We start from the raw sequence: 21,083 nt of genomic DNA on the forward strand, positions 1-21,083 counted from the left end.
TTTTGATGTCCTGATTCGCGCTCCCGGCCTGTGGGTTTGCGTGCTCGAAGTAGAAAGCGGCCTAGAATGAAAATTCGAGATATAAACATGCCCGGATTCGGAAATGGGGGCGTGTCATGACGGCGCCACAGATCAAAATCAACGGCACGGTTACGCCGATTTCGGCTGCGCCGCACACGTCGATCCTGGACTTCCTGCGGGAGCGCGGTCTGACCGGAGCCAAGGAAGGCTGCGCCGAAGGCGAATGCGGCGCCTGTTCGATTCTGGTGGCGCGTCCCGGCGTCGTGGAGCCCACCGAGTGGGTGGCGGTCAATGCCTGCCTGATTCCGGCGGCCGCGCTCGACGGCCAGGAGATCATCACCTCCGAGGGCCTCGGCACGCCCGCTGAGATGCATCCGGTGCAGCGCGAGATGGCGGTGCGCGGCGGGTCCCAGTGCGGTTACTGCACCCCGGGCTTCATCTGCAGCATGGCGGCCGAGTACTACCGTCCCGACCGCACGCCCGCGGCGTCGATCTGCGGCGGCGCGAACGGCAGCGCCCCCGCCAACGGCAGCGCCCAGGTCAACGGCGGCGCCCAGGTCAACGGCACCGTCAATGGCAGCGTCAGCGTCAATGGCAGCGCCAACGGCAAGGGCAGCGCCAACGGCAAGGGCAGCGCCAACGGCAAGGGCAGCGCCAACGGTCACGGCAGCCCCGAGGGCAACGGCAGCGCCGGCGCCAACGGCCACGCCAAGCCCTGCGCCGCCCACGGCGACGACGCCGAGCACGGTCCGAACGGTTTCGACCTGCACGCGCTCAGCGGCAACCTGTGCCGCTGCACCGGCTACCGCCCCATTCGCGACGCCGCCTACGCGGTCGGCGCCCCGGAGGCCGACGATCCGCTGGCCCAGCGCCGCGCCGAGGCCCCGGCCGAGCCGGTGCCCACCGTGCTCACCCAGGACGGCCGCACCTTCGTCCGCCCCGCCACCCTGGACGAGGCCCTGCGCCTGCGCCGCGAGCACCCGGAAGCGGTGGTCGTCGCCGGCAGCACCGACTGGGGCGTGGAGGTGAATATCCGTTCCCGCCGGGCGGATTACGCCATCGCCATCGACCGCCTCCCCGAATTGCGCGGTCTGCGTGTGGAATCCGATCACCTCGAGATCGGCGCGGCCCTCACCCTCACCGAGATCGAGCGCCGCCTGGACGGCAGCGTGCCGCTGCTGGCCCAGCTGTTCCCGCAGTTCGCCTCCCGCCTGATCCGCAATAGCGCGACCCTGGGCGGCAATCTCGGTACCGGCTCCCCGATCGGCGACAGCCCGCCGGTCCTGCTGGCCCTGGACGCGTCGGTCGTGCTGGCCGACGCCGACGGCGAGCGCGTGGTGCCGCTGGCCGAGTACTTCACCGGCTACCGCCAGTCGGTGCGCCGCCCGGACGAGCTGATCAAGGCCGTCCGCATCCCGACGCCGCTGGCGCCGGTCACCGCCTTCCACAAGATCGCCAAGCGCCGCTTCGACGACATCTCCAGTGTCGCGGTCGCTTTCGCGCTCGATATCGACGACGGCGTGGTGCGTTCGGCGCGCATCGGCCTGGGCGGTGTGGCCGCCACCCCGATCCGCGCCCTCGACACCGAGGCCGCGCTGCTGGGTCAGCCCTGGTCGGAGGACACCGTCCGGCAGGCCGCGCAGATCCTGCAGGCCGCGGGCACACCGATGAACGATCACCGCGCCAGCGCCCGGTATCGCACCGCGATGCTCGGCCAGAGCCTGCTGAAACTGTATGCGGATACCACCGCCGGGAAGGTGCTGTCATGAGCCACCTGTCACAGCGACCGGAGAACCCCGTGGTGGGTGTCGCGATGCCGCACGAGGCGGCCGCGCTGCACGTCACCGGCGCCGCGCTCTACACCGATGATCTGGTGTACCGCACCAAGGACGCGCTGCACGCCTACCCGGTGCAGGTCTTCCAGACCCATGCGCGCATCACCGGCCTGCGCACCGAGCCCGCGCTGGCGGTGCCGGGCGTGGTCCGCGTGCTCACCGCCGCCGATGTGCCGGGCGTCAACGACGCCGGCGTGAAGCACGACGAGCCGCTGTTCCCGACCGAGGAGGTCTGCTTCCACGGTCACGCGGTGTGCTGGGTGCTCGGTGAGACCCTGGAGGCGGCGCGCCTGGGCGCGGCGGCCGTGGAGGTCGACACCGAACCGCTGCCGTCGCTGATCACCATCGCGGATGCCATTGCCGCCGAGGCCTTCCAGGGCGCGCAGCCGCTGGTGCAGCGCGGTGACACCGAGGCCGGTTTCGCCGCGGCGGAGCACGTCTTCACCGGTGAGTTCCAGTTCTCCGATCAGGAGCACTTCTACCTCGAGACGCATGCCGCGCTGGCGCTGGTGGACGAGAACGGGCAGATCTTCGTCCAGTCCAGCACCCAGCACCCGTCGGAGACGCAGGAGATCGTCGCCCACGTGCTGGGCCTGCACAATCACGAGGTCACCGTCCAATGTCTGCGCATGGGCGGCGGTTTCGGCGGCAAGGAGATGCAGCCGCACGGTTTCGCGGCCATCGCGGCGCTGGGCGCGACGCTCACCGGTCGTCCGGTTCGGTTGCGGCTCAACCGCACTCAGGATCTGACCATGTCGGGCAAGCGGCACGGCTTCCACGCCACGTGGAAGGTCGGCTTCGACGCCGACGGTCATCTGATCGCGCTCGACACCACGCTGACCGCCGACGGCGGCTGGAGCCTGGATCTGTCGGAGCCGGTGCTGGCTCGCGCGCTGTGCCATCTGGACAACACCTACTGGGTGCCCAATGCCCGCTTCCAGGGCCGGATCGCCAAGACCAACAAGACCTCCAATACCGCCTTCCGCGGTTTCGGCGGCCCGCAGGGCATGCTCGTCATGGAGGACATCCTCGGTCGCTGCGCGCCGCTGCTCGGCCTGGATCCGATGGAGTTGCGCCGCCGCAACTTCTACCGTCCCGGCCTGGGGCAGACCACCCCGTACGGTCAGCCGGTCCGGCATCCGGAGCGCATCGAGGCCACCTGGGAGCAGGTGATCGAGAACGGCGATATCGAGGCCCGCAAGCGGGAGATCGAGCTGTTCAACGCCACGCACGAGCACACCAAGCGCGCGCTGGCCATCACCGGCATCAAGTTCGGCATCTCGTTCAACCTGACGGCCTTCAACCAGGCCGGCGCGCTCGTCCTCATCTACAAGGACGGCTCGGTGCTCATCAACCACGGCGGCACCGAGATGGGTCAGGGCCTGCACACCAAGATGCTGCAGGTGGCGGCGACCACGCTCGGCATCCCGCTGCACAAGGTGCGGCTGGCGCCGACGCGCACCGACAAGGTGCCCAATACCTCCGCCACCGCGGCCAGCTCCGGCGCGGATCTCAATGGCGCGGCGGTGAAGAACGCCTGCGAGCAGCTGCGCGAGCGCCTGTTGCAGGTCGCCGCAACGCAATTCGGCGTCAACCCGTCGGATGTGCGTATCGCTGACGGCATTGCGCGCCCGCTCGGTCCCGGCGAGAAGCAGCTCGACTGGGATGACCTCTGCCGCACCGCCTACATGCAGCGCGTGCAGTTGTCGGCCTCGGGCTTCTACCGGACCGAGGGCCTGCACTGGGATGCGAAGACCATGCACGGCTCGCCGTTCAAGTACTTCGCCTACGGCTGCGCCGCCACCGAGGTGGAGGTCGACGGTTTCACCGGCGCGTACCGCATCCGCCGCGTGGACATCGTGCACGATGTCGGCGACAGCCTGTCCCCGCTCATCGATATCGGTCAGGTCGAGGGCGGTTTCGTGCAGGGCGCGGGCTGGATGACCCTGGAGGACATGCGCTGGGACGTCAGCGACGGCCCGGGCCGCGGGCGGCTGCTGACCCAGGCGGCCAGCACCTACAAGCTGCCCAGCTTCTCGGAGATGCCCGAGGTCTTCAATGTGACGCTGCTGGAGAACGCCACCGAGGAAGGCGCGGTGTTCGGTTCGAAGGCGGTGGGCGAACCGCCGCTCATGCTGGCCTTCTCGGTGCGAGAGGCGCTGCGCCAGGCGGCCGCGGCCTTCGGCCCGGCCGGGATCAGCGTCGAGCTGGGCGCGCCGGCCACGCCGGAGGCGGTGTACTGGGCGATCGAATCGGCGCGCGGCCGGGTCGAGTCCGAGACCGCGCACGACACGGGCCGAGTCGGTGTCTGACATGACGTGGGTGGCCGCGGTCGCGCGGTTGCGGGCCCGCCGGGAAACCGGCGTGCTCGTCACCGTCGCGACCGTGCGCGGTCACGCACCCCGTCCGGCCGGCGCGAAACTCGTTGTGGGCCGGACGGAATCGTGGGGCTCGATCGGCGGCGGCAATGTCGAGGCCGTCGCCATCGACCGCGCGCGGGAGCTGCTCGGCAAGGCCGATGCGGAGCCCGAGCTGATGGAGTTCGCCTTGAACGACAAGGTGACCAACCGCCACGGCGTGCAGTGCTGTGGCGGTGAGGTCACTGTGCTGCTGGAGCCGCTGCCGGTGGTGCCCGCCGTGGCGATCTTCGGAATGGGCCATGTCGGAATGGAATTGGCGCGCATTCTCGCCCGCCACGATCTGGATCTGCACCTGATCGATTCCCGGGCGGAGATGCTGGAGCCGGAACGCCTGGCGGCGCTGTCGGATTCGGTGGCGCAGGTGCACGTGCACCACACGCCGCTGCTGCCGGAGGAGGTGCTCGAAACCCTGCCGCCGGGCACGCACGTCCTGATCATGACCCACGATCACGCCGAGGACGCCGCCCTCTGCGATGCGGCCCTCCGCAGCGATCACCTGGCCTCCATCGGCCTGATCGGGTCCTCCGCCAAGTGGGCTCGCTTCCGCAAGCGACTCACCACCGAGGGCGGGCATTCGGAGCAGGATCTCACTCGCATCAAGACGCCGATCGGCCTGCCGGATATCGCGGGCAAGGAACCGGCCGTCATTGCCGTGAGCGTCGCCGCCGATCTGCTGCTCGCCTTCGAGAAGCAGCGCGCCAACCACTGAGCTCGCGCCGGCCGCCGAACTAGGGGAGCGGGTTGCTGTTGAACAGCGCCCACATCCGATTCCGTACATCGGCGCCGCGGTCACCGGCGGGCCAGTCGTGCGCCTTGGTCACATCCTCGGGTCCGTCGTAGAGCCGGTAGACGACCTGGATGCCCGCCGCGCAGTCGAAGCGCTGCCCGCGCAGTACGCCGGGCCCGGATTCGCTGTGCTCGGCGCCGCAGCTGTTCATCTCCCGCCAGTGGTCGCGATGCTGTTCGGCGACCCACTGCCAGATGACCGGATCGTTGTCGTTGAGCATCACCCCGAACGCGATCGGGCGGTCGGTGGGGCATTCGTTCGCGCTGGTGTCCCACGCGCCCTTCGCGCCCGCCCACACGGCCGCCGAGGCGATCAGATCCGATGCGTCACACGCCATTCGGGAGGTCATCTGCCCGCCGTTGGAGTGGCCGACGAAATGGATCCGTTCGGAAGCGACGCAATATTTTCCGGTGATTTCCCCGACGACATTGCGCAGGAACGGGACATCCGGCCCGACATTGCGGGCGAACTCCCACGCCCACTTGTCGGTGCCCTCGTTCTTGCTGCCGCGCGGATAGGCCACGATGACCTTGTTGGCACCGGCGAACCCGGTCCACCCGCTCTCGCCCTCGAATTTCGCCGGATTGCTCTGCCCGCCATGCAAAGCCACGATCAGCGGCGCGGGCCCCGACAGCCCCGGCGGCACGAACAGCCGATACGGCCGCCCGCCGATGTCCTCGTCGATGGTGCCGCCGGTGGGTGCGGTCGAGCAGGTCGCGGCAGGTTGGGCCGCCGCCGGTGCGCCCGTCGCCAGGAACGAGGCCGCCGATAATGCCCCCGCTACCGCCAGCACCGGCCATTTGACCCGCAATTTCATGAATGAACCTGTCTATCAGTCACTTTCGCGGTGACTGTAGCCAAGCGGTGCGCGCGCCGGGTGGGTCTCGGGCATTTCCGGGGGGTGGCGCAAACGAGTCGCTCGTACTCGGGCGCGAATTGAGAAACGATTGTGAATTAGTCGAGGCTAATATAGGTTAGCCTAGCTTTTCACGCCGTGAAGGGCATCGCGCCTGAAGGAATGCTCATGAGAAACACCACCCTGCGGATGGCGGCCCTGGCGGCGGTCGCGGCCTTTGCCCTCACGGCCTGCTCCGGCGGCGACGGCGGTATGGACCGCGCCGACGAGGTCGCAGCCAACTGTGACAACTCCGGCGACCCCAATACGGTCACCGTGTATTCGGGCCGCACGGAGAAACTGGTCGCGCCCCTGCTGAACTCGATCGGTCCCGACGTTCTGGGTGCAGGCGTGAAGATCGAGGCACTCTACGACCAAAAGCCGGTCAAGGTCCTCGAGGAGGGCGGGAAGAGCCCCGCCGACGTCTGGTTCGGCCAGGATGCGGGCGAACTGGGCGCCCTGGCGGCGAACGGCTACCTGAGCGAACTCCCGGCGCAGGTCCTGGGGGCGGTGCCCACCCAATACGCCGATCCGGGCAAGCGATGGGTTGCCATCACCCTGCGTTCCCGGGTGCTGGCCTACGATCCCCGCCAGATCCCCGCCGCAGACCTGCCCAGCGGCATCGACGGCCTGGTCGACGAGAAGTGGCGGGGCAAGATCGGATACGCGCCCACCAACGCCTCGTGGAAGAGCTTCGTCACCGCCCTGCGCGTGCTCCGCGGCGAGGACGGTGCCCGCGCCTGGCTGCAGAAGTTCAAGGCCGTCGAGCCCGTCGAATTCGACAAGAACAGCGCCGTTCTGGACGCGGTCGACCAGGGCCGGCTCACTTTCGGCCTGATCAACCACTACTACTGGTTCATGAAGGCCGCCGCCCAGGGAGCCGATAACGTGACCGCCAAGATCCACTACTTCAAGGGCTCCGAAGAACCGGGCGCGCTCGTCAATATCGCCGCCGCCGGCGTCCTCACCTGCTCCGACAACAAGGAAGCCGCCGCCAAACTCGTCGAATTCCTGCACAGCGCCCGCGCCCAGCAGTACTTCGCCGACGAGACCGGCGAATACCCCGTGATCGCGAACATCACCTCCAAGCACAATCTCCCCACCCTGACCGAACTGAGCCCACCCACCATCGACCTGAACCAGCTCTCCTCGGTCTCCGAAACCGAGGCCATGCTCCGGGATGTCGGTCTACTCAAGTGACCCCTCCTCGCGTCGCAGCGACACCGCCCCCTGGGGCGGCGGTTTCGCTTGGTGCCGTGGTGAACGCGCCGCGCGGCGTGAGTGATCGGGCCTCGGCATGGCGGTGAAGGTGTCTCCGGATCTGGTGCGACGAGCGGCGCTGCCGCTCGCGGTGCTGCCGGCGGTCGCCATTGCTCTGCTGCCGTTGGTGTACACGGTGTTGCGCGCCACGGATCGCGGGTGGGCTCCGGTGTGGCGGTACACCTGGTCGGATCGCACCGGGGAGTTGGCGCGGAACACCCTGAGTCTGCTGGCCGTCGTGACGGTGAGCGCCATGGTGCTCGGCGCCGGGGCGGCGTACCTGCTGGCTCGGACGGATCTGCCGTTTCGTCGGATGCTGTTGCCCCTATTGGTGATGCCGCTGGCGATTCCCTCCTATGTGTCGGCATTCTCGTGGCTCACGCATTTCCCAGGGCTGGCGGGGTTCACCGGGTCGTGGCTGGTGCTGGCGACCAGTAATGCGCCGCTGGTGCTGTTGCCCGTGTATGCCGCGCTGCGGGGAGCCGATGCCGCGCCGGAGGAGGTCGCGCGGTCGCTCGGCGCGGGGCCGGTGCGCGCGTTCTTCTCCGCGACGCTGCCGCAGATCCGGTTGGCGTTGCTGGCGGGCGGGCTGCTGGTGGCGCTGTACGTGCTGCACGATTACGGCGCGGTGGCGATGATGCGCTACGAAACCTTCACCAAGGGCATCCATTACGCGTACAACGCCAGTTTCGATCGCACCGCCGCCGGTGTGATCAGCCTGGTGCTGGTCGTACTGGCGCTGCTGTTCGCGGTGGCCGAAGCGCTGGCGCGCGGCCGGGGCGCGACCCGGGTGGGCGGGGGAGTCACGCGCCCCGCCGCCCCGCTGCGGCTGGGCCTCGTGCGGCCGATGGCGTTGCTGGCGTGCGTGATCCTGGTGGCGGCATCGGTGGTCATGCCGCTCGGCGGTCTGCTGCCGTGGCTCACCGGTCGCACCACCGGCAGCCTGGATGTCGGCGAACTCGTTGCGGCGCTGAGCAACACCCTGTCGTTCGCGGGCTGGGGCGCGGTGCTGACCATACTGCTGGCGCTGCCGGTGGGCATTCTCGCCGCGCGCTCCGGGGGACTGTTCGCCCGTGGCGTGGAACTGGCCGCGTACGCCGGATACGCGTTGCCCGCCATCTCGGTTGGGCTGGCGCTGGTGTATTTCGGCATCAATGCGGCGACGTCCTGGTACGGGCGCGGGCAGATGATCGTGCTGGCCTACATCGCCTTGTTCCTGCCGATCGCCATCAGCGCCGTCCGGGCCTCGGTCGCGTCCTCGCCGCGCCAGTTCGAGGAAGTGGCTCGCTCACTAGGGAACTCCGGATTTGTCGCCCTGGCCCGGGTGACGGTGCCATTGGCCGCGCCGGGCATCCTGGCCGGTGCGGCGCTGGTATTCGTCAGCTGCGCAAAGGAATTGCCCGCGACCCTCATCCTGCAGCCGCCGGGCCGGAACACCCTGGCACTGGAGCTGTGGAAGCACGCGGAGGTCATCAACTACACCCAGGCCGCGTGGTACGCGCTGGCGCTGGTAGTCGTGTCGGTGGTCCCGACGGTAGTGCTGCAACGGGTGGCCGAGGGGCGCGGTCGCGCGTCGCGGCTGGGGCCGCCGGGCGCGGGTGGAGTGGTGGGGCTGGGAACGCCGGGCGCGGGCGGGATGGCAGGGCTGGGAACGCCGGGCACGGGCGGCGCGACGGCGCTGAGATCGCCGGGCGCGCCTGGGATGGCGTGGCTGGGGTCGCCGGGTGCGGGTGGAGCGGTGGGGCTGGGGTCGCCGGACGCGGGTGGGGTTGCGGGGCTGCGATCGCCGAGTGCGGGCGGCGCAGCGTGGCCGGACGCGCCCGCCCCTGGGCGCGTAGACAGCAGCTCCGCCCGTGGTCGAGCCGCGAGTCTTACGCGTCGTCTCGCCGTGAGTCTTGCACGTCGTCTCGGTGCGAGTCGTTCACGTCGTCTCGCCGCGAGTTTCGCCCGTCGTCTCGGCGTTGGTCCCGCCCGGCTCCTCGGCAGCGCCGCCCGTCGTCCCGGCAGTTCCGGCCGTTTTTTCGGCAGCGCGGCCCGTCGTCCCGGCATGCTTTTGGCCGGGATCTCGCCCGCCGCGGTGGATTCCGGTCAAAAGCGCGCCGAAATGACGAAAGGGCTGACGAAAGGGCTGGCGAAAGGAATTGCGGGTTCGGGCGGCGGTGCGACGGCGGAGGGATCCCCATGAGCGAGTTGCGGATTCGCGGGCTGGACGCCGGGTACCGGGGTGTCGAGGTGTTGCGTGGGGTGGATCTGGACATTCCCGCGGGGAGCCTGACCGCGGTGCTCGGTCCCTCCGGGTGCGGGAAGACCACGCTGTTGCGGACCGTGGCGGGTTTCCTGCGGCCCACGGCGGGGGAGATCCGGGTGGGTGGTCGCGTGGTCGCGACGGCTACCTCAGTATTGCCGCCCGAGCGGCGGAAGGTGACCATCGTCCCGCAGGAGGCGGCGCTGTTTCCGCATTTGTCGGTGGCGGCGAATATCGGTTACGGCCTGCGCGGCTGGAATGTGACTGCTCGGCGACGGCGGCGTCGGCGGGTGGAGGAATTGCTGGAAGTCGTTGGCTTGCAAGGCTATGCCGAGCGTCGGCCGCACGAGTTGTCGGGCGGGCAGCAGCAGCGCGTGGCCTTGGCGCGGGCGCTGGCTCCCGGGCCCGCGGCGGTGCTGCTGGATGAACCGTTCTCCGCCTTGGATGCCGGATTGCGCGGCCAGGTGCGGGATCAGGTGCGCGAGATTCTCACCGAACTCGGCGCCACCGCGGTGCTGGTCACTCACGATCAGGACGAGGCGCTGTCCATGGCCGACCAGGTCGCGGTGCTGCGCGAGGGCCGGGTGGCGCAGGCCGGGCCGCCGGAGGAGATCTACCGCAGACCGGTGGATATCGCACTGGCCCGCTTCCTCGGCGAAGCGGTCCTGCTCACCGCCACCGCCGACGGCCCGGTGGCGCGCACCGCGCTGGGCGCGGTGCCGCTCACCGCTCCGGCCAGCGGAAACGGCTCACTGCTGGTGCGACCGGAGCAATTGCGCCTGCGCCCGGCGACCGAATCCAATGGGCACGCCACCGCCATCGTGCGGCGGGTCAGTTTCCACGGCCACGACGCGGTCGTGCTGCTACGCGCCGCCGCGGGCGCGGATCTACTGGCCAGGGTGCCGTCACCGCTGCCGGTGCGGCTGGGTGACGAGGTGGTGGTGGAGGTGGCGGGCAGCGCCGTGTTCTACCCCGAGAATTCCGCGGGCGACCCGGTCAGTTCGAGTGCACGATGTGATCTCTGATGATGTCCTCGACCGGTTGCCCGGCAAGGGAATCGGTGGGTTCCGCGCCCTCGAGGATCGTATCGAGAATGTCGGCCCCGTCGAGAGTGGCCGGAAACCTGTGCGCCGCACGGGCACTGACGATGACGGCGTGCAGCACGGTGGCATAGACGCGCGAGCGCGGCGCGGTCAGCCGCCACCCGTGGCGCTCACGTTCGTGCAGCCGCGCCTCGACAATGTTCAGCACATCTTCGATCACACGGATTTCGATCTGGTCGCGCTCGTCGGTGTCCATTACGGGCCTCCGGTCCGGCTGATGTGATGTCGCCGAGCACACCACTGGCATCGCCCTTGTGCACGCAGAATCGGATGTTTGGGACCGAGTGCGGGAAATCGCCAGGAGGAGTTCCGTATTGGACGTACAGTCCGTTCCACGCGGGTATGTGTTTCCGTTCCGAATATTGCGGAGGGTACAGACATGACCAGCGCGGATGAACCGACGAGACTGCCCCGGCGCCAGCTGGGAAGGTTCCTGCGCGAGGCTCGTGAAGGCCAGGGGCTGTCGCTGGAACGAGTCTCGCATCTGATGGAGCTGAGTAAGACCGCGTTGCACCGCATCGAAACCGGCGGGGTCAAGAAGCCTCGCATCCGGGATGTCCAAAGGCTGTGCGAGCTGTACGAACTCAGTTCCAGCGACATCGACCGAGCGGTCGAACTCGCCAAACAGGCACAGGTCGCATCCTGGTACACCGCCGTCGGCGGGCTCTACAGCGATACGACGTTCAACATGTACGTCGGACTGGCCGCCGCGGCGCGGCAGCTGACCGCGTACCACGAGATCGTTCTGGGTATGTTGCAGACCGCTGAATACGCCAAGGCATTGATCGGCGGGTTCTATCGCGATAACAGTCCCGAGGACATCGACCGCCGGGTCGAGCTTCGGCTGAAGCGGCAAACGATTATCACCCGCAAGGCCGACCCGGTGAAACTCGAACTGCTGCTGCATGAGTCAGCGCTGCATCGCATGATCGGTAGTCCGCGCGTAATGGCAGCTCAACTGCACCACCTTGCTGAAGTCAGCAAGTTGACCAACGTCTCGCTGCGCGTTCACCCGTTCGCCAGTGGCTGTACCCACGGCCTCCTGCATGGCCCGTTCGTGATTCTCGACTTCGGTGCCGACGCCAAGCATCACCCGGTCGAGCCATCCCTGGTTTATATCGAAGGAGCCGGAAAGCCGGACATCTACATGGAACACGCCGACGACGTGCGGCGCTACCATGAAATCGCTTCGGCCATACGGCGTACGGCCCTGGACGAGACACAGACGCGAGACCTGCTCCGGCGGGTGGCAAGGAGTTACGCGACGTGAATACCGAACTCTCCGAGGCGAGCTGGTTCAAGAGCACCTATAGCAGCGGTCAAACCGACTGCGTCGAGGTGGCATGGCTACCGGAAGGCATTGTCGGCCTGCGCGACTCGAAAGACCCGAGTGGCCCTGCCCTGCTGTTCTCCGGAAACGATTGGGCCGCATTCACCGCTGCGGTCACCGGTGGGGCCTTCTGATCCAATGTGAAACATCACCGACCGGGAAACTGTGGCGGTCCCTTCTCGCGAAATGCCGCCACAGTTTCCCGGTGATCTTGTTAGCTGACCAGAGTCAGGAACTCGGCGAGGCTGATGCGCTTATCGCCGTCCAGATCGGTCTTCTCCAGGATGGCCAGGGCGGCCTTCTCGGCGTCGGCGTGCGAGAAACCGTACGCTTCAACCGCCTTGGTGTACTCCTCGACGGTGATGTACCCGTCGCCATTGGCGTCGACCTTCTCGAAGACCGCCTTGGCCTCTGCGACGGTGAACGCGCCCATGACCTTCTCCTTCATTCGTTCCGTAACAAACTGCCTCAGTCGTATCACACCCGCGCGTACCGACCGGTACCGCGAGCGGTGATCGACTGCGTGATCAGTGGGTGAACGCTCGGGGCGTTTGTTTTTCTCCGCGTGGCCCGGCGCTGAGTCGATCATCATAGGTGCATGGGTGATCGCGAAGTCGTCATCTTCGACCTGGACGGCACGCTGGTGCGGGGCGACAGTTTCTCCCGCTTCCTCACCGGACTGCTGGTCTCGCGGCCGGTGCGCGGGTTCCTGTCCTCGCTGGTCGCCGCCCCGATGCTGGTGGTGCCGCGGCTGCGGCGGCCCGCGGTGAACCTGTGGTTGTGGTGCGCCACGGTGGGCATGTCGGACGCGCACTACGAGGAACTCGTGGAGTCCTATGTCGATCGCCGCTATCGCCCGCAGTCGGGCCGCCGCATCGAGGCCGCGCTCGACCGGGTGCGCGAGCATCGCGCCGCCGGTCACGAGGTCGTGGTGGTGACCGGCAGCGAGGAGCGCCTCGCCCGCCGGATCTGCCGCCGTCTCGGCCTCGCCGGGGTCGAGGTGCTGGGTTCGACCCTGGTTCGCCGCCGGGGCGCACTGGCCCTGAGCGTGCACTGCTACGGCCCGGTGAAGCTCGCCCGCCTGCGCGCCCAAGGGTTCCTCGGACCCATTTCCTGCGTCTACACCGACAGTTCCGCCGACCTCCCGCTGCTGCTGGCGGCCACCGATCGCGTGCTGGTGGAACCGGGCGTCTGGAACCGCCGGCGCGTGCACGCCAGGATCGGCGCCTGCCCGGTCCTCGAGAAGCCCGCCGAACCGGCGCCGCGCGGTCATCGGTCCTGGACTCGCCTCCCCATGACGATCTCCCGCCGGCCGTCGGCGCGGACGTCCTCCGGTTCCCCGGTGACCTCGAATCCATTGCGCCGGTAGAGCGCGATCCGTGCGAGTTGTTAGTTTGCGATACGTGGACCTCTTCACTCGCTCGTGGACAGCATTGCGGACCGCGGTCGCCGATCTTCCGGACGAGGACTTCGCCCGGCCGTCCGGGTGCGCCGGGTGGTTGGTGCGGGATCTGGTGTGTCACTTGATCATCGACGCTCAGGACGTTCTGATCACGCTGGTGACACCGGCCGATGCGGAACCGACCCGGACGGCGGTGACCTACTGGGAGACCGCGGACAAGCCGCCGACCGGTGACGATCCGCTCGACGCGTTGATCGTCCGGTTGGCGGCGGCCTATCAGGATCCGGGTCTGTTGAAGTTTCACCTCGACGATGTCGGCGCCGCGGCGGGACGGGCTGCGGCGCTTGCCGATCCGGGTCTCCGCGTGAGTACGCGCGACATGATTCTCACCGCCGGTGACTATCTGTCCGCATATGTCCTGGAGTGGACTCTGCACCACCTGGATCTGGTCGCACATCTGCCGAATGCGCCCCAGCCGCCTGCTGAGGGCCTTGCTTACACCCGGCATCTGCTCGAACAGATCGCGGGCACACCATTTCCGGCGTCGTTCTCCGACAAGGACGCACTGCTGCTGGGCACCGGACGACGTGCCCCGACTCCCGCGGAGCAAGCCGAACTCGACAGCGAGAGCGCGCGTTTCCCCGTCTTCCTCGCGTAAGCCTCCGGATCAGGGGAGCGCCCGACCGGCGTAGGCGGCGGCGAGGGTGCCGCCGAGGGCCGAAGCGGACACGATGGTCCAGGCGACGGGACCCAGTGGGACGCAGCCGAAGAAGGTGTTCACGCCGGGCGTCATGATCACGCCCGCCAGCAGCGCGGCGCTGCCCGCGGCGGTCACCCAGACCAGGGGGCTGTGGCGGCCGATCACCAGGGTTTGGCCCAGCTGGGTGGAGATGAGAGCGGCCAGGGCCATGGTCTCGGCGCGGCGCGGGCGACCGGTGGCGCGGCCCAGCAGCCAGGCCGCTCCCGCTCCGGCGGTGGTGCACGCGCCGCGTACGGCGACCGCCCGCAGGAAATCGCCGCCCAGGTCGGGGCGGGGGAGGGCGCTGAGTTCGGCGCCGGTGTCGGCGGGTTCGATGGCGTCCTCGGCGGTACGGGTGCCGGAGAGCGCGACGGCCATGGCCGGTCCGAGGTCGGTGAGCAGGTTGACCAGCAGGAACTGGCGGGTGCCGATGGGTGCGCGGCCGGACAGCAGGGTGCCGAGAACGGTGAAGGTCACCTCGCCGGCATTGCCGCCGACCAATACTCCGATGGCATCGCGCACGCGCTGCCACATGCCTCGCCCCTCAACGAGGGCAGTGAGCAGCACGGACAGATCGATGCCACCGGGATCGGCTGCCGGGCTTCCCGGACCCGGCGGCGGTGCGGTCGATGCACCGGGCTCCTCGGTATCGGAGTCCTCGCTGTCCGAGCGCGATGCGGGCTCCGTGGTCGCCGCAGCTGTCTCGGCCGCTGTATTGCCGAGTACCTGGTCCGCGCGCCCGGAGGTCTTCGCGTCACGGGGGTTCTTCGCGTCATGGGGGTTCTTCGCGTCATGGGGGTTCTTCGCGTCATGGGGGTTCTTCGCGTCATGGGGGTTCTTCGCGTCACGGGGGTTCTTCGCGTCACGGGAGTTCTCCGCGTCACGGGGGTTCTTCGCGTCACGGGGGTTCTTCGCGTCACGGGAGTTCTTCGCGTCATGGGGGTTCTTCGCGTTACGGGAGTTCTCCGTGTCACCGGGGTTCTCTGCGTCACGGGAATTCTCCGTGTCACGGGAGTTCTCCGGGTCGTCTGCGGTATCCGTGTCCTTCTCGGTCCCCGGGGCCGGCTCCGTCTCCGTGCGGATTCCGGTATCCAGCCGGGATGCGCTGTCGGTGTCGCCTGCCGAATCGGCCTCGGCGCGAACGTCATCCGAGCCGGTGATGATCAGGTCGGCGGCCTCGCGGGCGGCGACCGAGCCGCGGGCGGCCAGGCCGATGCCGATATCGGCGGTGCGGATGGCGGCGGCGTCATTGCTGCCGTCGCCGGTCATGGCGACCACATGACCGCGGCGCTGCAGGGCGGTGACTATGCGGACCTTGTGTTCGGGGGTGACGCGGGCGAAAACGGTTGCGCGGTCGATCAGATCGGCTTGCGCGTCCTCGTCGAGGGCGTCCAGGTCGGAGCCGGTGGCGACGGTGTCGGCGGGGATGCCGAGCTGCGCGGCGACGGCGCGGGCCGTGACCGGGTGATCGCCGGTGATCATACGCACGCTGATGTCGTTGCGGGACAGCTGTTCCACCAGGTCCGCCGTCTGCGGGCGGGGCGTGTCGGCCAGGCCGATGAAGCCGAGCAGGGTGAGTTCCTCGATCTCGTCGGCCACATCGTCGGGCTCGCGCTGGAAATCGCGGCGGGCCACGACCAGCACCCGCAGCCCGCGTTCGGCGAGTGCGCGCACGGCGTCCTCGGCGGCGGCTTGCTCGTCCGGGGTGAACTTCACCAGTTCGCGGTCGCCATTGCCGTTGGTGCGCAGCACTTGACTGCAATGGGGCAGTAGGACTTCCGGTGCGCCCTTCACCGCCAGCCGGATGTGGTGGGCGGTGTGCCCGACGGCGGCCGAATAGCCGCGGCTGCTCTCGAAGGGGATCTCCTCGATGGGATCCCAGGTGTGTGCGGCGCGCGCGCCCAGCGCGCGATCGGCGGCCTCGACGACGGCGCGGTCGGTGGCGTGCACCAGCGGACCGTCCTCGGGATGCGGGCAGGCGCGGGCGGCGGCGCGCAGCAGCCGCCGGGACTGCGCTGTATCGGCGGCCTGCGCGGTGTCCCAGGTCTCGTCCGTATCGCCCAGTGCGGCAAGGTGCAGGCGTCCGGCGGTGAGGGTGCCGGTTTTGTCGAAGCAGATGGTGTCGAGCCGGCCCAGGGCCTCGATGGTGCGGCTGGAGCGCACCAGCACGCCGCGCCGGGACAGCCGCCGGGTGGCGGAGAGCTGGGCGACGGTCGCCACCAGCGGCAGCCCCTCGGGCACCGCCGCCACCGCCACCGCCAGCCCGTCGGCCAGCGCCGGGCGCAGCGGCAGGCCGCGCAGGAAACTCGTTGCGGTGACCACGCTTCCGCCGCCGAGGGTGAGCGGCAGCACCCGCGCGGAGAGTTCCCGCAGCTGGGCCTGCACGCCGCCGGTGCGCGGCGGTCCGGCCGCGGCCAGCGCGCGCCCCGCCTCGGTGGCGGTGCCCACCGCGACCACCACCGCCCGCGCGGAGCCGTTCACCACGACCCCGCCCTCGAACACCATGCAATCCCGATTGCCCAGTGCCGCACCGGGTGTCGCGGACACCTGCTTGTCCACGGTCACCGATTCCCCGGTGAGCCCCGATTCGTCCATCTCCAGCCCGTCGGCCTCCAGCAGCCGCGCATCGGCGGGCACCACGTCCCCGCTGCGCAGCACGATGATGTCACCGGGCCGCAGATCGTCGGCGGGCGTATCGGTTTCCTCGTCGTCGTGCACCACATGCGCCAGCAGCCGCTCCCCGACCAGCAGCCGATGCAGCGACTGCCCCGCCCGCTGCCGCTGCAGGGCCGACACCACCGCATTCAACGCCAGCACCGACCCCACCAGCACCGCATCGGTCGGCGACCCCAGCAGCGCCGAAGCCACCGCCCCCACCGCCAGCAGCGGAGTCAGCGGATCCGCCAACTCCTTGCGCACCTGCCCGACGAACTGCATCACCCCCGTCGCCGGAGCCCCGATCCTTTCCGCCGCTTTGATCGCCCCCGCCGCCACCGCCCCATGCTCCGGCCGCTCCCGTCCCCCCGGCTCCGGCAGCCGCGCCAGCACCTCATCCGGCTCCAGCGCATGCCACGGCACCAACGGCACCGGCGTCACCTCATCCGCCCGCCCCGCCTTCCGCGCCGCCAGCACCGCCCCCGCGAAACTCAACAGCGTCGCACTCGCCACCGGCGACATCACCGCCACCGGCCGCGCCCCCACCGGCCCACTGGCCAGCAACAACCCACTCAACGTAGCCGCCGACAACGTCAACGTCCGCCCCCGCTCACTCACCGACCGAGCCACCCCCGCCGCCCCCACAATCTGCCGCGCACACCCCAAATCCGGACACACCACATCCGCCTGCCACGGAACCCGCACCCTCGCCCCCATGCCCCCACCGTCCGCCGCCCGATCATCGTCGGATGCGGCAGCGGGTTCGTTCGCCTGTCGTTCCAGCAAGCCGATGCCCAGATCCGCAGCGGCCAGGGCCTTGTGCCCGCGCCCGCTCAGGACCGCGACCACGTGGCCCTGCTTCTGGAGCCGTCGCACCACGGCGCTCTCGGAGCCGCCCGCGGGGACGAATTCGTCGGCGCTGCGCCGCAATTCGCCGGTGGACTCGTCGCCGATCAAGACCACTCGCAGCCCGGCCCGGCGCGCTGTCGCCAGCAAGGCCACGGCCTCCGGGTGCAGTTCGAGACCGATGAGCACTCGTCCGACGGCGCGTTTCCCGTCGTACAGCCGGTGCCACACCGGATCTCCGCGCCGGTCCTCGTCCGGTTCCGCTGTCCGGTTGCGGTTCTCGCGACCGTGCTGGTGGTCCTGCGCGCGAGTTTCTGCGCGGCCGGATGCGCGGGCAGTGGCCCGTGTTTCCCGCCCGCCAAGATCGTTCGCGTCGTCTGCCGCGCCGCTTCGCGTGCTACTGGATTCGCTTCCGTCGTCGGTGTCCATGGCGGCGGTTTGCGTGCGACCGGATTCGCCTCCGTTGTCGGTGTCCACGGTGGCGGTTTGCGTGCGACCGGATTGGCCTGTGTCGTCGGTGTCCATGGCGTCGATCCGCGTGCTGTCGGATCCGACTGGGCTGTCCTTGTTTTCAGCGTGCTGGGTGCGGCCGGCAGGCGTTCTGCGGCGGGCTGGGGGACCGGCGGCACGGTCCGTGTCGGGCGGTTCGCATTCCTCGAGGCGCAGGCGGTCGCGTTCGCGGCCGCGCGGGGGTGGGATGGGGAGGTCGGAGCCATTGCGCCACAGGAGTCTTTGCGCGGCGCTCCAGACGTGTTCGGTGGACCAGTCCGGGTCGTCGGTGTCGGCGGCGAGGACGACCGGCCGGTCGCCGCGGACGGCGTGGCGGTCCACGACCAGGGCGGAGACACGGTCGAGGCGGCGCCAGAGGATGGGGTCGATGGTGAGGACGCCTTGGCCGGCCATGAAGGTGGACAGCAATCCGGCGAAGGTTTCGCGCCCGGCGCGGGCCGCCCGCGGGACGCCCGCGGCGACGGCGTCGGCGGCATCGGAGGACTCGCGGCCACCGGTGAGGGTGGCCAGGGACACCAGGGTGGAGCCGGTGCCGACTTGTTCGGCGCAGCGTTCGATGGGCCCCGGCAGCAGGGGAGCGGGGCGCGGGGCGGGCGGTTCGTAGTCGTGCACGCCCGGATGATCGGAATCCGCGATGAGCTCGTCCCACCGCCGCCACTGCGTGTATCGGGAGTACGCCTCGACGACGCGCACACCGCGTTGCAGACTGTCGGCGAACAGTCCGGCGATCTGCGCGTCGAGCGCCTGCCCGAGCGCAGTGCCGATGGTGAGCACCGTATCGGCGCGGTGCGTGCCCAGATGTCGCACCAGCAGCGCCCGCACTCGCGGCTGCCCGTCCACGAAGGCCACGCCCGCGCGCAGCAGTTGCGCGGTGGTCGACTTCGGAAACACCGAATTCGCCACGGCCAGCGCCATTCCCGTCACATCGCCCGCCAACTGCACGGCGGCGGTGAGCACCGGTTCCCGGTCCGCGGGATCGGCCCGGTGCCGGCTCCACTCCTCCTCGTCGGTCCCCACCTGTTCTTCCACCGCCGCCAGCCGCGCCTCCACATCCTCGGCGCAGCAGCGATCGAGATCGACCGCGACGGTCACTCGCCCGGTAGCCGCATTCACCCGGACCCACCGCGCCCCCTCGACCCCTTCGAGCGCCTCGCGCACCGCGGCCCCCACCCGCGCCGCGTTCTTCGACCGCAACCCCTTCACCTCGGCGTGAATCCGATTGCCCAGCATGGTGACCCGCCGCTGCCGCCGCCCCGCGTGCACATCCATCAGCGACTCGAAGTCCCGCCCCACGCCGTCCGCGAGCTCACCCACCACCGCGGTGACCTCATCGGCGAACTCGGTAACCGCCTCGGGCAACACCGGCTCCAGCAGATCTCTGGTCTGCTGCGCCACCACCATCGCGGGCCGCCCGACCAGCCCCACGGCAATAGCCGTACCCCGCAACGGAATCCGCACCGACGCACCGACAATCGACCCCAGCACCGACATCACTCATCAACTCCAGCCGTCCGTCCCTGCACCGCCGACTCACCCGTGGCCCGCGCCGTCCCACTCCGCGCCGACGCCGAGCCCACTGCCTTCCCGCCACCGCCGTCCGCCGGTCCGCCGCCCTCGGACACCTCGGTCTCGCTGCCTGTGTGCCCACCGCCGTGCTCGGATGCCTCGCCGCTCATGCGGGCTGCACGTCTCGTCCCGCCCTGACCGGCTGAGCTTTCGCTTGTGCTGTTCGTCCGGGTGGATCCGCTCCGCGCCGACGACTTGTCGCCCTTCCCCGAGGCGCGCGTGGTTCCGGTACCACCGGCCGAACCCTTGCTCTTGCCGCTCTTGCCGGTGGCGCGTCCGGTTCCGCTCCTATCGGATGACCCGTCGTTCTTTTCGGTCGCGCGGGTGGATCTGCCCTTGGCGGATGAGCTGTCGCTCTCGGTTGCGTGGGTGGCTCCGCCCTCGGCAGACGGGCTGTCGCTTTTGGTTGTGTGGGTGGTCCGGCTGCCAGCGGATGAGCTCTTGGCCTTGCCGGTCGTGCGCGTAGATCCGCTGCCGGCGGAGGAGCTGTCGGTCTTGGTTGCGCGGGCGGATCGGCTGCCGGCGGATGAGCTGTCGCTCTTCGTCGCGCGGGTGGATCGGCTGCGAGCGGATGAGCCTGTGCTTTTGCCGCTCTTGCCGGTGGTGTGTCCGGGGCCGGCACTGCTGGACGAGCTGTCGCCGCGACTGGCCGTGCGGGTGGATCCGCTCTTGGCGGGCGAACTGCCGCTGGATGAACCTGCGCTCTTGCGGGTTGATCCGCTGCTGGCGGATGAGCTTGTGCTCTTGCTGGTTGCGTGTGCGGTTGCGCTGCCGCTGGATGAGCCGGTGCGCGCCGCTTCGCTGCGAGTGGAAGTGCTGTCGCTCTTGGCGGATGCGGCCGCGCGCTTGCGTGTCGCGGGCTGCTCGGCTGAGCCGCTGGGCGCGGCCGCCGGTCCGCTCGGGGCTGAGGTGCTCGACTCGGACCGAGTGGCGTGGCCATTGCCGACGGCGTGGGATTTGCCCTGTTGGACCGAATTCCTTTGTTGTCTGGCGCGTTTCACGGCAATGATGACGCCCACCGCTCCGGCCGTGGCCACCACGACGGGCCATTCCACCAGTCCGACCAGTCCGGCCGCCGCGGCGCCGAGAATCACCGCCGTGGGCGTATCCATGCGCGCCTTGGCCCCCGAGTACGCTCCGGTCACCGCCCCTCGCGCGGCTCCCGTGACGGCTCCGGCCGCCGCCCCGCCGGCCGCCGCGATCGCCCCGGTGGTCGCGGAAGCGGTCGCCCCCAACGCTTTTGCGCTCCCGACCGCCGTCGTGCTCGCGACTTTCGCGCCGGCGGCGGCTGTCACTCTCACCGTCTTCGCGGTTGCTGACGCGGTGGTGCTCAACAAGTTCGCCGTACCCGATGCAATGCCCATGATCGTTCCCGGAGATTGAAAGCCAAGACTTGTTGGTCGTGCCCGCGCGTGCGGGATGCAAACATCTCCGGCCGGGGTGATGTGGCTTTCTCAGGTGCGGCGAGC

Annotated in this window: 15 protein-coding genes; 11 read left to right on the forward strand and 4 right to left on the reverse strand. The window is 69.4% G+C overall.

The genetic code is table 11. From position 1 onward, the window contains the following. Positions 1 to 116 precede the first annotated feature (116 nt). Genes ACYQ5L_RS14100 through xdhC form a run of 3 tightly spaced genes read left to right on the forward strand, consistent with a single transcriptional unit; the run spans position 117 to position 4,985 of the window. Positions 117 to 1,790, forward strand: a complete 1,674-nt coding sequence (locus ACYQ5L_RS14100) for a xanthine dehydrogenase small subunit (RefSeq protein WP_459957795.1) — start codon at positions 117 to 119, stop codon at positions 1,788 to 1,790. Next, entirely contained in the window at positions 1,787 to 4,168 is a 2,382-nt protein-coding gene (gene xdhB / locus ACYQ5L_RS14105) for a xanthine dehydrogenase molybdopterin binding subunit (RefSeq protein WP_459957796.1), read from the forward strand. The genes ACYQ5L_RS14100 and xdhB overlap by 4 nt, the downstream gene beginning before the upstream one ends. 1 nt (position 4,169) lies before the next feature. Then, on the forward strand, positions 4,170 to 4,985 hold the full coding sequence (gene xdhC, locus ACYQ5L_RS14110) for a xanthine dehydrogenase accessory protein XdhC (RefSeq protein ID WP_459957797.1): 816 nt from the start codon (positions 4,170 to 4,172) through the stop codon (positions 4,983 to 4,985). Positions 4,986 to 5,004: 19 nt separating this feature from the next. Here the strand turns inward: xdhC and ACYQ5L_RS14115 are convergent, their stop codons facing one another. Continuing rightward, positions 5,005 to 5,880 carry a CE1 family esterase gene (locus ACYQ5L_RS14115; RefSeq protein WP_459957798.1) on the reverse strand — a complete coding sequence of 292 codons (876 nt, stop codon included), beginning with the start codon at positions 5,878 to 5,880 and terminating at the stop codon, positions 5,005 to 5,007. Positions 5,881 to 6,087: 207 nt separating this feature from the next. On the opposite strand from ACYQ5L_RS14115, the gene ACYQ5L_RS14120 reads away from it, so the two are divergent. The 3 genes from ACYQ5L_RS14120 to ACYQ5L_RS14130 all read left to right on the forward strand — a co-directional run bounded on the left by ACYQ5L_RS14120 (position 6,088) and on the right by ACYQ5L_RS14130 (position 10,488). Next, complete coding sequence (locus tag ACYQ5L_RS14120; RefSeq protein WP_459957799.1) at positions 6,088 to 7,158, forward strand: extracellular solute-binding protein; 1,071 nt, start codon at positions 6,088 to 6,090, stop codon at positions 7,156 to 7,158. 97 nt (positions 7,159 to 7,255) lie between these two features. Further along, complete coding sequence (locus ACYQ5L_RS14125) at positions 7,256 to 9,403, forward strand: ABC transporter permease (protein ID WP_459957800.1); 2,148 nt, start codon at positions 7,256 to 7,258, stop codon at positions 9,401 to 9,403. Beyond that, entirely contained in the window at positions 9,400 to 10,488 is a 1,089-nt protein-coding gene (locus ACYQ5L_RS14130) for an ABC transporter ATP-binding protein (RefSeq protein ID WP_459957801.1), read from the forward strand. Before ACYQ5L_RS14125 ends, ACYQ5L_RS14130 begins: the two co-directional genes overlap by 4 nt. On the opposite strand, the gene ACYQ5L_RS14135 is transcribed toward ACYQ5L_RS14130, so the two are convergent. Beyond that, positions 10,460 to 10,762, reverse strand: a complete 303-nt coding sequence (locus tag ACYQ5L_RS14135) for a hypothetical protein (protein WP_459957802.1) — start codon at positions 10,760 to 10,762, stop codon at positions 10,460 to 10,462. The two genes, ACYQ5L_RS14130 and ACYQ5L_RS14135, sit on opposite strands and share 29 nt — an antisense overlap. A gap of 183 nt (positions 10,763 to 10,945) precedes the next feature. On the opposite strand from ACYQ5L_RS14135, the gene ACYQ5L_RS14140 reads away from it, so the two are divergent. Beyond that, on the forward strand, positions 10,946 to 11,836 hold the full coding sequence (locus ACYQ5L_RS14140; protein WP_459957803.1) for a helix-turn-helix domain-containing protein: 891 nt from the start codon (positions 10,946 to 10,948) through the stop codon (positions 11,834 to 11,836). Further along, positions 11,833 to 12,030: a DUF397 domain-containing protein gene (locus ACYQ5L_RS14145; protein ID WP_459957804.1), complete on the forward strand. Its 198-nt coding sequence runs from the start codon at positions 11,833 to 11,835 to the stop codon at positions 12,028 to 12,030. Before ACYQ5L_RS14140 ends, ACYQ5L_RS14145 begins: the two co-directional genes overlap by 4 nt. Before the next feature lie 80 nt (positions 12,031 to 12,110). Here ACYQ5L_RS14145 and ACYQ5L_RS14150 read toward each other — a convergent pair whose 3' ends face one another. Then, positions 12,111 to 12,344: an EF-hand domain-containing protein gene (locus ACYQ5L_RS14150; protein WP_459957805.1), complete on the reverse strand. Its 234-nt coding sequence runs from the start codon at positions 12,342 to 12,344 to the stop codon at positions 12,111 to 12,113. A 150-nt stretch (positions 12,345 to 12,494) separates the two neighbouring features. Here ACYQ5L_RS14150 and ACYQ5L_RS14155 point away from each other — a divergent pair, with 150 nt between their 5' ends. Both ACYQ5L_RS14155 and ACYQ5L_RS14160 read left to right on the forward strand, forming a co-directional pair. Next, complete coding sequence (locus tag ACYQ5L_RS14155; RefSeq protein WP_459957806.1) at positions 12,495 to 13,265, forward strand: HAD-IB family phosphatase; 771 nt, start codon at positions 12,495 to 12,497, stop codon at positions 13,263 to 13,265. 34 nt (positions 13,266 to 13,299) lie between these two features. Next, positions 13,300 to 13,956, forward strand: coding sequence for a maleylpyruvate isomerase N-terminal domain-containing protein (locus tag ACYQ5L_RS14160; protein WP_459957807.1), 657 nt, complete (start codon positions 13,300 to 13,302; stop codon positions 13,954 to 13,956). Positions 13,957 to 13,965: 9 nt separating this feature from the next. Here the strand turns inward: ACYQ5L_RS14160 and ACYQ5L_RS14165 are convergent, their stop codons facing one another. Continuing rightward, positions 13,966 to 19,539 (reverse strand): HAD-IC family P-type ATPase, encoded by a 5,574-nt coding sequence (locus ACYQ5L_RS14165; protein ID WP_459963429.1) that lies wholly within the window; start codon positions 19,537 to 19,539, stop codon positions 13,966 to 13,968. A gap of 231 nt (positions 19,540 to 19,770) precedes the next feature. On the opposite strand from ACYQ5L_RS14165, the gene ACYQ5L_RS14170 reads away from it, so the two are divergent. Beyond that, complete coding sequence (locus ACYQ5L_RS14170; protein ID WP_459957808.1) at positions 19,771 to 20,997, forward strand: hypothetical protein; 1,227 nt, start codon at positions 19,771 to 19,773, stop codon at positions 20,995 to 20,997. The last annotated feature ends 86 nt before the right edge of the window (positions 20,998 to 21,083 follow it).

The organism is Nocardia sp. IFM 10818 (assembly GCF_054655275.1).